Source organism: Sphingomonas benefaciens (genome assembly GCF_052907485.1).
The window spans coordinates 1,626,036-1,638,514 of sequence record NZ_JBREIC010000001.1 but is presented as its reverse complement, the minus strand read 5'-3'; the positions used below and the strand labels follow the sequence as shown (position 1 = coordinate 1,638,514).

General features: G+C 67.8%; 12 protein-coding genes. 3 read left to right on the top strand and 9 right to left on the bottom strand.

Annotation, left to right across the window (positions count from 1 at the left end; all coding sequences use genetic code 11):
• The first annotated feature begins 25 nt into the window (after positions 1-25).
• Complete coding sequence (locus ACU5AX_RS08000; RefSeq protein WP_446690355.1) at positions 26-970, top strand: hypothetical protein; 945 nt, start codon at positions 26-28, stop codon at positions 968-970.
• Positions 971-982: 12 nt separating this feature from the next.
• Positions 983-1,675: a hypothetical protein gene (locus tag ACU5AX_RS07995; RefSeq protein WP_446690354.1), complete on the top strand. Its 693-nt coding sequence runs from the start codon at positions 983-985 to the stop codon at positions 1,673-1,675.
• 3 nt (positions 1,676-1,678) lie between these two features.
• Here ACU5AX_RS07995 and ACU5AX_RS07990 read toward each other — a convergent pair whose 3' ends face one another.
• The 4 genes from ACU5AX_RS07990 to ACU5AX_RS07975 are packed head-to-tail and all read right to left on the bottom strand — an operon-like array spanning position 1,679 to position 4,704.
• Positions 1,679-1,987, bottom strand: coding sequence for a hypothetical protein (locus ACU5AX_RS07990; RefSeq protein WP_446690353.1), 309 nt, complete (start codon positions 1,985-1,987; stop codon positions 1,679-1,681).
• 7 nt (positions 1,988-1,994) lie between these two features.
• Complete coding sequence (fabI, locus tag ACU5AX_RS07985) at positions 1,995-2,786, bottom strand: enoyl-ACP reductase FabI (protein WP_446690491.1); 792 nt, start codon at positions 2,784-2,786, stop codon at positions 1,995-1,997.
• An 11-nt stretch (positions 2,787-2,797) separates the two neighbouring features.
• Entirely contained in the window at positions 2,798-3,748 is a 951-nt protein-coding gene (locus ACU5AX_RS07980) for a YihY/virulence factor BrkB family protein (protein ID WP_443024744.1), read from the bottom strand.
• 8 nt (positions 3,749-3,756) lie between these two features.
• The gene (locus tag ACU5AX_RS07975) at positions 3,757-4,704 is read right to left on the bottom strand and encodes a DnaJ C-terminal domain-containing protein (protein WP_446690352.1); all 948 of its coding nucleotides are present in this window, start codon (positions 4,702-4,704) and stop codon (positions 3,757-3,759) included.
• Between the two features lie 111 nt (positions 4,705-4,815).
• Here ACU5AX_RS07975 and ACU5AX_RS07970 point away from each other — a divergent pair, with 111 nt between their 5' ends.
• Complete coding sequence (locus ACU5AX_RS07970; protein WP_198354374.1) at positions 4,816-5,082, top strand: hypothetical protein; 267 nt, start codon at positions 4,816-4,818, stop codon at positions 5,080-5,082.
• Between the two features lie 150 nt (positions 5,083-5,232).
• Here the strand turns inward: ACU5AX_RS07970 and ACU5AX_RS07965 are convergent, their stop codons facing one another.
• The 5 genes from ACU5AX_RS07965 to ligD form a co-directional block, all read right to left on the bottom strand.
• Complete coding sequence (locus ACU5AX_RS07965) at positions 5,233-6,117, bottom strand: transglutaminase family protein (protein ID WP_446690351.1); 885 nt, start codon at positions 6,115-6,117, stop codon at positions 5,233-5,235.
• A 7-nt stretch (positions 6,118-6,124) separates the two neighbouring features.
• Positions 6,125-8,614 (bottom strand): circularly permuted type 2 ATP-grasp protein, encoded by a 2,490-nt coding sequence (locus tag ACU5AX_RS07960; RefSeq protein WP_446690350.1) that lies wholly within the window; start codon positions 8,612-8,614, stop codon positions 6,125-6,127.
• A 328-nt stretch (positions 8,615-8,942) separates the two neighbouring features.
• On the bottom strand, positions 8,943-9,212 hold the full coding sequence (locus ACU5AX_RS07955; RefSeq protein WP_446690349.1) for a hypothetical protein: 270 nt from the start codon (positions 9,210-9,212) through the stop codon (positions 8,943-8,945).
• A gap of 211 nt (positions 9,213-9,423) precedes the next feature.
• Positions 9,424-9,864, bottom strand: coding sequence for a hypothetical protein (locus ACU5AX_RS07950; protein WP_446690348.1), 441 nt, complete (start codon positions 9,862-9,864; stop codon positions 9,424-9,426).
• Positions 9,865-9,993: 129 nt separating this feature from the next.
• The gene (gene ligD / locus ACU5AX_RS07945) at positions 9,994-12,471 is read right to left on the bottom strand and encodes a DNA ligase D (RefSeq protein WP_446690347.1); all 2,478 of its coding nucleotides are present in this window, start codon (positions 12,469-12,471) and stop codon (positions 9,994-9,996) included.
• Positions 12,472-12,479: the final 8 nt, after the last annotated feature.

Here is a 12,479-nt window from a genome sequence, read left to right as displayed (position 1 = left end):
TGGGGGCATGATGCGGTCGGGGGCTATGACAATCCTCGCGGCAGGGCTGCTGTACGCGGGGCCGGCGCTGGCGGACAGCGACAAGGTTGATTTCGAAATGTGCGACGGGCTGGCGGCTCCGGGCAAGCAGGCCGACGGCATGCGTGCACCGTCAGCGACGTCGCTGTGGCGGGTGGCGGAGGATCATGACGGCGCGGCGATCGCCGCCTGCACGCGAGCGCTGGCGAGCTCCCGCCTGCTGCCGACTCAGACCCTGCGTCGCGTCCATCTGTTACGCGCCCGCGCGGCGGCGAACATCCGCGTGGGCGAGCTGCCCGCCGCACTGGTCGATCACGACGCTGCAGAGGGTGCAGGCGCGCCGCTCGCCAGCGATCTGTTCTACAAGCGCAGCATGGGCGTGTCGCTGACGCTTCTCCGTGCCCTCGCGCTCGCGCGGCGGGGCGATGCCACTGGCGCTGCGCCCTTAGCCCGCGCGGCGATGGCGGCGCGGCCCTATGCCCTGCAGGTCCAGATGGTCGGGGCAACCGTGTTGGCGCAACTGCCGGACGAGGGAGCAGCGGCGATGGACGGGCTGATCCGCCTTCAACCCGATCTGTCCACCAGACTCGTCACGCTGGAACTGAACGCCGGTCATTTCCAGAAAGTGCTGGCCCTGGCTCCCCAGGCTCAAGCGTCCTGGCCCACCAGCCGCCTCGCGACCATGGCACTGGCGGTGCAGGCACCGGATGCCATGGCGCTGCTGCGTGCGCTCGCCCTGACTTCGCAGACGGCCTATGCCCGCGCTGCAACCGGCGATGCCGCCGGTGCTCGCAGCGATTTGGCCAAGGCCGGCGAGGAGCTCGACACCTTACTCCCAGAACCGCCAGCCGACAGCAAGACAGCGACGGGAACCGCCGACGGATCGGCATATCTTCGCGTTCTAAACGACCGAGTCCGCCGCATCGCCACCGATTACGGCAAGCTGGTCTAGGCGCGGATCGCCGTGACCGAAAAGCGACCGGGAGATGCGCTGGCCGCCCTGAAAACGGTATCGACCAAGACCGGAGTCGTATCACCTTATGACGGCGCGTTGCTCGATCTCACTGCCAGGCTGCAGCCGATGCTGCAGCCGGAACAGACGCAGACGCCGATTGATACGGCGGTGATCGGCGAGGCGCTTGCTAAAGCACGGGAGCAAGAGCTTGTCGCTGCGGTGCCCGCCGCGATGATCGTGCCCGAAACGCCACGTGCGCTGATCGACTATAGTCGTGCGCGGCCGGACATCCTGGCCGCGCTGGTCGGCGGCGCCTTGTCGATGGGCACCAGCCCGCTGGGCGGCATCAGTCGGACCGACGGCTTCCGTTCGACCAACAATCCCGACGGCACGATCAAGGTCGAATTCGTCGGCAGATCGACGTCGCCGGCGGTGATCCAGGAAATGACGATTCTCCGCGCCGCAGAGGTGGCGCGCACTAGCGGCAAAACCGCTTTCGCGATCGTCGCGCGTGCCGATTATGCGCGCCAACTGGTGCAGACGCGACTTGGCCGTGAGATCAGTCGCACGCCAACCGGCTACAAGACCGAATTGACGATCCGCCCGCTCGACGCCAGCGCAGACCCTGCGCGGGCGCGCGATGCGACGGCGGTGATCGACGCACTGGGGCCACTCTATTACGGGGAGAAGAAGCCACGCTGAGGCTCAGCGCTGCGCGCCGGGATCGATGCGAAAGGCGCGGAGCGTGGCGCGGCGGCTCGGGCCGGCGAGCAGCACCGCGATTAGCGCGCCGATGCTGGCACCGGCGCTACCAGCGCTCGCGACCCAGCCCCATTGCGGGGCGATCCAGCCGCCCAACCATATGCCCGCGATAATCAAGGCGAACGCCAGCGTATCGGCAAGTGCGCGGGCATGCGCCTCACGTGTCGCCGCCGTCCGTTCGTAGCGGCCGCGCTGCCAGCCATAATAGCCGGCAAGCATGGCGAGCAGGGCAAGGGCGGCGGACGTCGTCATCGCGGTGTCAGGCGAGCGCGATGTCCGGCGCGTCCTCGGCCTTCATGCCGATGACGTTATAGCCCGCGTCGACATGGTGGATCTCGCCGGTGACGCCGGCGGACAGATCGGACAGCATGTACAGGCCGGCACCGCCGACATCCTCGATCGTCACCGTACGGCGCAGCGGTGCGTTGAGCTCGTTCCATTTGAGGATGTAGTTGAAGTCGCCGATGCCGCGGGCCGCGAGCGTCTGGATCGGCCCGGCGGAGATGGCGTTGACGCGGATATTCTCCGGCCCCAGGTCGACGGCGAGATATTTGACGCTGGTTTCCAGCGCCGCCTTAGCCACGCCCATGACGTTATAATGCGGGATGACCTTTTCCGCGCCATAATAGGTCAGCGTCAGGATGGCGCCGCCCTCCGGCATCATCGCCCGTGCGCGCTGCGCGACGGCGACCAGCGAATAGGCGGAGATGTTCATTGTCATCAGGAAGTTGTCGAGCGTGGTGTCGTAATAGCGGCCCCGCAGCTGCGACTTGTCGGAAAAGCCGATCGCATGCACGACGAAGTCGATCGTCGGCCACTGCGCCTTCAGTGCCTCGAACGTCGCGTCGAGCGCGGCCATGTCGGCGACGTCGCAATCAAACAACCGCGCCACGCCCAATTGCTCGGCGAGCGGACGCACACGCTTTTCCATCGCCGCGCCCTGATAGGAGAAGGCGAGTTCCGCGCCCGCCTCCGACAATTGCTTGGCGATGCCCCAGGCCAACGACTTGTCGTTGGCCAGCCCCATGATCAGCCCGCGCTTGCCCGCCATCAACCCTGTCGTCACGCCGCCTGTGCCTCCACCTTTTGCGTCGGCGCCTCCTGTAGCCCCGGTTCAGGGGGTTCCGCCAGTGCCGCATTGAGATGCGCACCGAACACGAGGCCAAGACCGATCAGGTAGAAGAACAACAGCATGACGACCACGCCGGCCAGGCTGCCATAGGTCAGATCATAGCCACCGAGGTGACTGAGCACGACCGGCAGCATGGCCGTCATCGTCACCCACCAGGCGGTGGTGAACAAGGCACCGGGCCATTTGGGGCAATTGGTGTGACGATATTTGCCCGGCGTCACCGAGTAGAAGAGCAGGTAGAGCGCGCCGAACATCACCACGCCCGGAATGACACGCGACAAGCCGACCCAGGAAGCCGCATCCTCGGCAAAGGGCAACAGGCGGTAGATGAACTGTTCGGCCGCGGTCAGGATACCCTGTACCAGAAAGCTCAGCAGCGCGATGACCACCGACAGGATGATGACGCCTGACGACGATAGCCGCGACTTCCAAAAGGGCGCGGTCGCCTTGATGCCATAGGCGCGGTGGAACATGTCGCGGATCGTCTCGATGAAGCCGCCGACCGTCCAAAGGCCGACCAGCCCGCCCAGCCACAGCAGCGATCCGGTACGCGCCTGCAGCACGTCCGCGATCGGCTTCCTCAGGATGTCGGCGACGTCGGGCGGCAGGACGTGGAGGAACGAGGCGACGGCCCGCTGCGTCTCGGTACTTTGACCGAGCAGCGACAGCACGGCGGCGGCGGTGATGAAGAAGGGAAACACCGTCATCAACGCCAGATAGGCAAGGTTGCCGGCGTGGATGAAACCGTCGTTAAAGACGCCGAGCGCGGCGCGCTTGGTCACTTCCCAGGCTGCCGGCCCCGGCCGAAGCTTGTTGAGACGATGACGGGCCCCCCGGTGCTGGTGGGCTCGATCTTCGGGTGTGAGGGCGGCGTCGGTCACGTCACCGGTCAGACGCCCATCGCGGCCCTCGGGTTCCGTGCGTCCTGCCAGCTTTCGGCGAACTGACGCAGCGCCGCGTCGTCGGCGGGCAGGTCGACGATCAGCGAGATGAGTTGGTCGCCGCGGGTGCCGTCCTTGCGGTGGAAGCCCTTGCCCTTGAGGCGCAGCGTCTTGCCCGAGGTCGTGCCCTTGGGGATGGTCAGCATCACCGCCTTGTCGACCGTCGGCGCACGCACCTGGCCGCCCAGCACCGCTTCGGGGAGGGTGATCGGCAGGTCGACGCGGACGTCGTCGCCGTCGCGGGTGAAGAAGCGGTGCGGTTGCACCTCGATCGTGACGATCGCGTCGCCGGCGCCGCCGGGCCCCGCCTCACCCTTGCCGCCGAGCCGCATCTGGGTGCCGTTCTCGACCCCGGCGGGAAGCTTCAGGTCGATCGTCTTGCCGTCGGCCAGCGTCACCCGCTGCGGGGCGAGTGTCGCCGCGTCGATAAAGGGGACGCGCAGGCTGTAGGCGACGTTCGCCCCCTTTTGCTGCGGCCGCCGACCGAAGCCGCTGGCGAAGCCGCCGCCGCGTTGCGCGCCGCCGAACAGGCCTTCGAAGATGTCGCCCATGTCGGCGCCTTCACCGCCGAACTCGAAGCCGGCGCTGCTGAAGCCGCCGCCGGGGCCCGCGCTGCGCGTATACGGGCCGCCAGCGCCCGGCCGGCCGCCGCCGAAGCCGAAGGGCGAGGCGGGATTGCCGTCGCCGTCGATCTCGCCGCGGTCGAAGCGCGCGCGCTTGTCCTTATCGGTCAACAGATCATAGGCGCTCGTCACCTGGCTGAAGCGCTCGGCGGCCTTGGGATTGTCCTTGTTGCGATCCGGGTGCAGCTCCTTGGCGAGCTTCCGGTACGCCTTCTTGATGTCGGCCTCGGACGCGCCACGGGCGACGCCCAGGGTCTGATATGGATCAGCCATCGATTCCCCGTTGGTGTATTATCGACCTATGTGGGGGAGGCGACGGCGCAACGCAATCGGCGTGCCGCTCGTTGATGCGGTCATAAGAATTATCCTTTTGGAGACAGAGAGATGACCGACAAGCAACCGATGCAGGCGATGCCCGCCGACCATGATGGCGCCCATGACGGAGTCGGCGACGCGCCTGGCAAGACCGCCGGCGGCAGCGAAAGCACCGGTGGCGCCTATCCCAATCCGCACACCGGCAAGGACGGCAAGGGCGGTGTCGGCGGCGGCTTCATGGGGCACGGTGGCCAGTCGGACTTCGACTATTCGGGGACCGGCGACAAGGACACCGACGACGAGGTCGGCAATGCCAATGCGGTGACCAAGGAATGAGCGCACGGGCGAGTCTTGACACAATTGACGCCTGAACGGGTCGTTTGCAGGATCGCCCGCGACATAATCTTGCGATGAGAAACAGCGACGAGCGTTGAACCGGTCCATCATCGATGGACGCTACACGCCGCGAACTTTGTAGGACAGCGATCAATCCTGCGGCGCGACGTCGACGCTGACGGACATGTTCTGCGCCTGCGAGCCGAGCACGACGCCGTCGACCGGTGCGATCTCCGCATAATCGCGGCCGACCGCCATGACGATATGGTCGCCGGCCATCCAGATGCCGTTGGTCGGATCGAGCCCGACCCAGCCGTGATCCGGTCCGCACCACAAAAGAACCCAGGCATGGGTCGCATCTGCACCGACCAGCCGCGGCTGGCCGGGAGGCGGGATGGTGCGGATGTAGCCAGAGGCATAGGCGGCGGGCAAACCGGCGGCGCGCAGGCCGGTGATCATGATCTGCGCGAAATCCTGGCACACGCCCTTGCGCTGGGCGAAGGCCTCGTGCGGCGGCGTGTCGACCAGGGTCGCGGTCGCGTCGAAGGTGAAATCGCGCTGGATGCGGCGGGCAAGTGCGATCCCCGCCTCCAGCGCGCCGCGACCGGAGTCGAGATCGGCGGCGCAATATTCGGCGATGCCGCGGTCGAGCGGGATCAGCGGCGAGGGATAGAGATAGCTTGCCGGCCCCGCCGCCGACAGGTCGCGGCTGGCGCGGGCGAGCGCGGCGATATCGGCGAGCGTCGGGTCGCTGGCGTCGGGCATCGGCACCAGCCGGTCGACGTGAATGCGGGCGCGGCTTTCGATCGTCAGGCTACGCACCGGCGTGTCGACCACCAGCCGGGTGACGTTGGCCAGCCCCGCCTCGGCGCGGGCGGGGCTCAGCCGGCCGGCCGGCTCGACGGTCAGCGCATAATCCGCGATCCGTTGCCCCGGCCAGTCGATCGGCTGCAACCGCAGGTTGCAGCGCGCGAACCGGACGTTGCCGCCATAGTCGAAGCGGGTGACGTGGCGGATGTCGTAGGTCTGCGTCATGCCGCGCTCATGCCAAGGTCAGCCCGCCGGCGCGCAGCGGCTGCGCGCCCTGCAGGAAATAGCGCGTCGCCACCGCGTCCGAGATCTGGGCGAGCCGCCGCTCGACCTCGCCGAGCGTATCGGCGTCGAGACTGGCGGCGGTGGCCTCCGCAAGCAGCGCGGCAAGGCCGCGGCCGAGGCGCTGCTGCGCCTCTGCCATGCCGTCGTCGTCGAGCACCGGCAGCGCCGTCAGATGCTCGGCGATCCGATCGGCCTGATAGGCGAGGCTGCGCGGATTGCCGGGGTCGAGCGCGACGAGATCGACGACGGGAATGCGCGCGATGCCAGTCAGATAGCGCTGGCGATAGCTGATCTGGCTGTCGGCGAGGTCGAGCAGGGTCGACAGATCGTCCGCGGTCGCGCCCGCCATGCCGAACAGGCGGGTCGCGCGCGCCGCCGCCATCGCCCGCTCGACCCGCCGGCCGAGGTCGTGGAAGCGCCAGGCGGCGGTGCGGCCCATATGCTCCGCCGACAGGCCGGCGATGGCGGCATAGCGGCGCTGCAACGAGCCGGCGCGGTCGAGCATGCCGCGATGGCTGGGGAAGGGCGCCTCGAGCAGGCGCACCATGTCCGCCGACAGCCGGTCGCGCGAACCCTCACCGATGGTGCGGGCAAGGCGGTTGATCGTGGAGATCGAATGCTGGCCCTCGTCCTCCATCGCGATGCGCGCGAAGGCGGTGAGATCGGCGCGGCGTAGCGAGGCGGGATGCGGTGCGGCGCCGCCACCGGTGATCAGGCCGACGAGGCGGCCGACGGTGCCGGCCGACAGCGCCGCGCCGCCATCGGCGTCGATCGAATGGCCGAGCATGACGCGGATGGCGGCGAGCAGCGCCTCGCCACGCTCCAGATAGCGGCCGAGCCAGTAGAAATTGTCGGCGACGCGGCTGGGCAGGGTGCCGGGATTGCGGCGGACATGATGCGAATCCGCCGCGGGCAGTAGCGACACTGGCTCGACCGGGGCGGCGCCGTGAATGCAGACATCGGCGGACCAGGTGCCTTCGCCCATCACGCTGGCGCGCGGATCGGGATGGCGGCCGATGCGCGCGAAGCCGCCGGGCAGCACCGTCCATTCGCCGTCCGCGCCGCGCGCCGCAAAGACGCGCAGCGTAAAGGGGCGTGGCTCCAGCCGATCGTCGACCACCACCGGCATGGTCGACAGGCGGACGATCTCCTGCCCGACATAATCCTGCGGCCGGCGGGCGAGGTCGTCGCGCAGCGCCGCCGCCTGTTCCGGCGTCAGCTCGTTGCCCGCGACTGGGACGTCGTCCGGCAGACCGAGCGGCGCGGTGCCGAAGGCGGGGCCGATCAGCAGCCGGTCGAAATCCTCCTCGACGCGGGCACGCTCTCCCGGCTGGCCGCACCACCAAGTGGCGATATTGGGGATGTGCAGGCTGTCGCCGAGCAGCCGCGTCGCCAGTTGTGGCAGGAAGGCGGCGAAGGCGGGCGCTTCCAGCACGCCCGCGCCCGGCGCATTGGCGAGCAGCACGTTGCCGGCGGCATAGGCATCGATCAGGCCCGGCACGCCGATATGCGAATGGGAATCGAGCGCCAGCGGATCGAGCATGCGCGGATCGACCCGCCGCCACAGCGCGTCGATGCGCTTCAGCCCGGCGATGGTGCGGACGTAGACGCGATCCTCCAGCGCGGCGAGGTCGGCGCCCTCGACCAGCAGCAGGCCGAGGTAGCGGGCGAGATGCGCCTGTTCGGGATAGCTCGGATTGTAGCGCCCCGGCGTCAGCAGGCCGATGCGCGGATCGGCGCGGCGGCACAAAGCGGCGATGCCGGCGCGGAAGGCGGCGAAGAAGGGGGCGTGGCGCTGGACGTTGAGCCGCGCCTGCAGCCCGCCCAGGGTGCGGCTGACCGCGAGCCGGTTCTCCAGCGCATAGCCGGCGCCGGCGGGCGCGCGCAGATGGTCCGCGAGTACCCGCCATTCGCCGGTCGGCCCGCGGCCGAGGTCGATCGCGATGAAATGCAGGTGGCGGCCGCCCGGCGGTTCCAGCCCGACGAGCTGGCGCAGGAACAGCGGGCTGCCGGTGACCAGCGCGGCGGGGATCAGGCCGCGCTCGACCAGCCTTTGCGGCCCGTAGAGATCGGCGACGATCGTCTCCATCAGCGCGGCGCGCTGGACGATGCCGCGGGTGATGCCGGCCCATTCGCCGGCGTCGATCAGCAGGGGGACGGGAGAAACCGGCCACGGCCGCTCGTCCGCCTCGCCGATGATGCGGAACCCCATGCCGATGTCGGCGGCGTGGCGGCGGACGCGTTCGCGGACATGGTCGAGATCGTCGGAGGCGACGCTGGCCAGTTCCTCGAACATCGCCGCCCAGGCCGGATCATGGCTGCCGGCGAGCACGTCGTCGGCGGTGGCGCGGGCGCGATAGTCGGCGATCCAGCGCTGCGCATGGGTGGCGGCGTCGATCAGGCTCGCGGGCTCTGCGGAGGTGGGCTGCGTCGCCATCGGTCCGCTTCGTACCGTGCGCCGCAGCGGGGGGGAAGGTGGAATGGAAGCGCGGGAGAAGAGGTGGTTCGGGCACCTTCACCGAGCGGCAGGGCAGACGGTCGGGTTGCCGATCGCTCCTGCGTCGCTCCCGCCAACGCCGCACTCTAGCGTCCCGCCCATGCTGTCGCCGTCAAACTCGCGAGTCCATGGGCCCCCGCTTTCGTCGGGATGACGGATGACGCAGCGGTTTCCGGCCAAACCAGACATTCCGCTTCCGCCCGGAAGCCGAAGTTCCGCATTCTCGCATCAGCGAGGATAGAGTTCCCGCCCTGGTTATAGCGCCCGGTCAGACGCCCGCCTCGCGCCTCATCTGGTCGCGAACGAGGCGGTTGAGATCGTGCTTATATTGCTGGCAAGTCGTCGTGAGACGACCGACTCGCTCCTCCGCCAGACAGCGTGACTTCAAGGAGCCGTTGAAGCGATAGAGTTGATCATCGAGATATTGTCTCATGCCATAGGCTTGCGGGTTCTCGAAATAGGTCGTGCCAGCGACGGCGGAAGTTGTACCTCCTGCTGCAAGACCCACGAGGCACAGGGCTTTGCAAATCGCTTTCATCGAACGTCTCCTTCGACCACGGATTGGCGTGAACCTGCCCCAGTGCGCTTATAAACCATGGATTTCGCGTAAGGTCCAAACTTAAGGTTCGTATGAGCTAGGGGTCAGAAGCTTGAAGCTGTCAGCGGCTAGAGGCGGCGCCTCCGCCGTTGCAAAACAACCGTCAAGGAACGGACATTCCGATTTCGCCGAAAAGCGGACATTGCGCGTCTTATGGCTTTGTCGGTGCTTGCATTTGCGCCGCGGTCGTCTGCTCGTCGATGATGCCGACAATTTGGGACATAGGAATGGTAAAAACGCCCCCCTTTGCCTTACGCCATTCGTCGATGCCCTCGTCCAAGGCGGAAGTAGGGAAGTCGCGCTTTTCCGCAGACAGCTTCGTGACACTGGCGTCGAGCGTCTCGTCCGATACGGGAATGTGCGGCAGAATGCCCGCGATGCCTGGCGTTGCGAAATGAACGCCGACGACGCTGATGTGGTAGACCTTCTTGGCACCCATCATCTCGACGCGCTGCACTTTGAGCAGCGATCCAGCATCCTGTGGTCGCGTGCGGTAGGACCAGACTTGCCCCTCAACATACTTGGGAGGCGAGGCCTGACCGGACAGCCCCATGACAGCTAGCAGAGCGGCGGCGACAGATGACAGCTTCATAGATCCCCCGAGCGACCGAGTTGCCACAATACTCTTATCTTGCCCCGTCTCCGTGTCCGCTTCCCCCCAGTAACGGACAGCCGACGTATAATCCGGGCGCGCATTGAGTCGCTATCAGGAAAGCGGAAGTCACACGTCCGGCAGCGTCTGGTCCGCCATGCCCCACCCCTGGAGTGCCCGCGACGCCGCCCGCTTCAACAGCTCGTCCCGATCGCGCACGCCCCAGCGGGCGGCGGTGTCGAGGTCGCGCAGCTCGCTCCACGAGACCGGTGCGGCGACGGGTGCGCCGGCCCGGGCGCGGGCGGCATAGGGCATGATCGCGGTCGCGCCGCGCTGGTTGCGGAGGTAATCGATGAAGATCTTGCCCTTGCGCTTCGCCTTGGTCATCACCGCGACGAAGCGGTCGGGCTCCGCCTGGGCCAGCGCGCGTGCGAAGCGTTCGGCGAAGTCGCGCACCGCCGGCCATTCCGCCTGGCGGTTGAGCGGCACGACGACGTGGACGCCCTTGCCGCCGGACAGCAGGGGAAAGCTGACCAGGCCGATCTCGGCGAGCTGGTTGGACAGATATTCCGCCGCCTTCTTGGTCTCGGTGAAGCCCAGCCCCTCGTCGGGGTCGAGGTCGAAGACCATCCGGTCGGGCCGTTCGAGCGCATCGATCGTCGATCCCCAGCCGTGGAACTCGATCGTCCCCATCTGCACGCAGGCGACGAGGCCGTCGGCGCTGTCGACGTAGAGATAGGGCTCGGTGTGGCCGTCCTTTTCGGTGATGTCGACGTGGTGGACATGCTCGCCGAAGCTGCCCGCGTCGTGCTTCTGGAAGAAACAGGCCTTGGCGCGTCCCTGCGGGCAGCGGACGAGGCTGACCGGGCGGCGGCCGGCCCAGGGCAGCATCACCGGTGCGAGCGCGGCGTAATAATCGGCAAGTTCGCCCTTGGTGACGTCGCTGTCGGGGAAGATGAGGCGGTCGCGGCTTGAGACGGTGACGTGCACCTCGGGGGCGGCGGGGGCGGGCTCGGGGGTTTCGACCACCACCTCTTCCGCCGGCTTGTCGCCGCGCAGGCCGACGAAGCTCGGGTGGCGCAATACGCCGTCGGGCGTCACCTCGGTGAAGGCGATCTCGGCGACCAGCTTGGGGCTGACCCAATGCGCGCCGCGGACCATCGCGCGCGGCGCTTCGACCGTCGCGGTCTTGCGGGCGAGGCGGGCGAGCTTGGCGGCGATATCGTCCATCAGCTTCGCGTCGAAGCCGGTGCCGACCTTGCCGGCGTAGCGGAGTTTGCTGTCCTCGTGCACGCCGAGCAGCAGCGAGCGGAAACCGCGCTGCTTGTCCGACGGCAACCAGCCGACGATGACGAATTCCTGCCGCCGGATGCATTTCGCCTTGAGCCAGGCACGGCTGCGGCCGGATTGATAGGGCGCGTCGGCGCGCTTCGACACGACGCCTTCCAGCCCCTCGCGGCACATGGTTGCGAACAACGGCTCGCCGGAACCGAGGATGTGTTCGGCGAATTGCAGGCGGTCGCCGGCCGGCAGCAGGACGCGCAGCCGCTCCTTGCGCTGGAGGTTGGGAAGGGGGCGCAGGTCCTCGCCGTCGGCCTCGAGCAGGTCGAAGGCGAACAGGGTCATGGCGCCGCCGCTGGAGATGGCGTCTTTGAGCGTCGAGAAATCGGGGCGGCCGTCCTTGAACGCGACGATCTCGCCGTCGATCAGCGCGCTGCCGGGGATGGCGCCGGCCGCCTCGGCGATCCGTGCGAACTTGTCGGTCCAGTCGAGGCCGTTGCGGGTGTAGATCTTGGCGACGCCGTTCGCGACGGCGACGAGCGCGCGATAGCCGTCGTATTTGACCTCGTGCAGCCAGCCGGCACCGGGCGGGACGGAGTCGACCAGCGTACAGAGCTGGGGTTCGGAAAATGGCGGCAGTTTTCCTCCCTTGGCAGCGGAGCGCGGTGGTGGCGGGGTGTCGCCGTTTGCGGGCCGAGATACCCCTCCACCACCCGCCTTGAGTCGACGGTCCCCCTTCCCCCGCGGGGGAGGGCTTTTACCCTCCGCAATCTCCTGCATCGTGCGGCCGGTGGCGACGCTGGTCAGCGCGTCGTCGGTCAGCGTGTCGGTGCCGCCGGCGAAGCCGTCGTCGATCTTGCGCAGCAGCCAGTTCTCGCGTTTTTCCTTGCCGCGCGGCTTGAGGCGGATGAGCAGCCATTCGCCGCGCATCCGCTCCCCCTCCAGCACGAAATGGAGATGGCCCTTGTCGAGGTCCTTCGCCGACTTGCCGGCGACCGGCGCCCAGGTGCCGCGGTCCCACAGCATCACCGTGCCGCCGCCATATTCGCCCGCCGGGATCGTCCCTTCGAAGCTGGCGTAGGACAAGGGATGATCCTCGGTGCGCACCGCCAGCCTTTTCTCGTCAGGGTCGAGGCTGGGACCGCGCGTCACCGCCCAGCTCTTCAGCACGCCGTCGATCTCCAGCCGGAAATCCCAGTGCAGGCGGGTGGCGTCGTGCTTCTGGACGATGAAGCTGTTGCCATGGCCGGGTTCGAGCGTGCCGGCCGGCTCCGCGGTCTTCGCGAAGTCGCGCTTGGCGTTATAGGCGGCGAGGGCGTCAGTCATCGGTCTAT

Excerpts from the sequence above, each read along its gene's own strand:
- ACU5AX_RS07970 (WP_198354374.1), top strand. The coding sequence starts at position 4,816 with ATGACCGACAAGCAACCGATGCAGGCGATGCCCGCCGACCATGATGGC.
- ACU5AX_RS07965 (WP_446690351.1), bottom strand. The coding sequence starts at position 6,117 with ATGACGCAGACCTACGACATCCGCCACGTCACCCGCTTCGACTATGGC.
- ACU5AX_RS08000 (WP_446690355.1), top strand. The coding sequence starts at position 26 with ATGACAATCCTCGCGGCAGGGCTGCTGTACGCGGGGCCGGCGCTGGCG.
- ACU5AX_RS07960 (WP_446690350.1), bottom strand. The coding sequence starts at position 8,614 with ATGGCGACGCAGCCCACCTCCGCAGAGCCCGCGAGCCTGATCGACGCC.
- ACU5AX_RS07950 (WP_446690348.1), bottom strand. The coding sequence starts at position 9,864 with ATGAAGCTGTCATCTGTCGCCGCCGCTCTGCTAGCTGTCATGGGGCTG.
- ACU5AX_RS07955 (WP_446690349.1), bottom strand. The coding sequence starts at position 9,212 with ATGAAAGCGATTTGCAAAGCCCTGTGCCTCGTGGGTCTTGCAGCAGGA.
- ACU5AX_RS07975 (WP_446690352.1), bottom strand. The coding sequence starts at position 4,704 with ATGGCTGATCCATATCAGACCCTGGGCGTCGCCCGTGGCGCGTCCGAG.
- ligD (WP_446690347.1), bottom strand. The coding sequence starts at position 12,471 with ATGACTGACGCCCTCGCCGCCTATAACGCCAAGCGCGACTTCGCGAAG.
- ACU5AX_RS07990 (WP_446690353.1), bottom strand. The coding sequence starts at position 1,987 with ATGACGACGTCCGCCGCCCTTGCCCTGCTCGCCATGCTTGCCGGCTAT.
- fabI (WP_446690491.1), bottom strand. The coding sequence starts at position 2,786 with ATGGCGGGCAAGCGCGGGCTGATCATGGGGCTGGCCAACGACAAGTCG.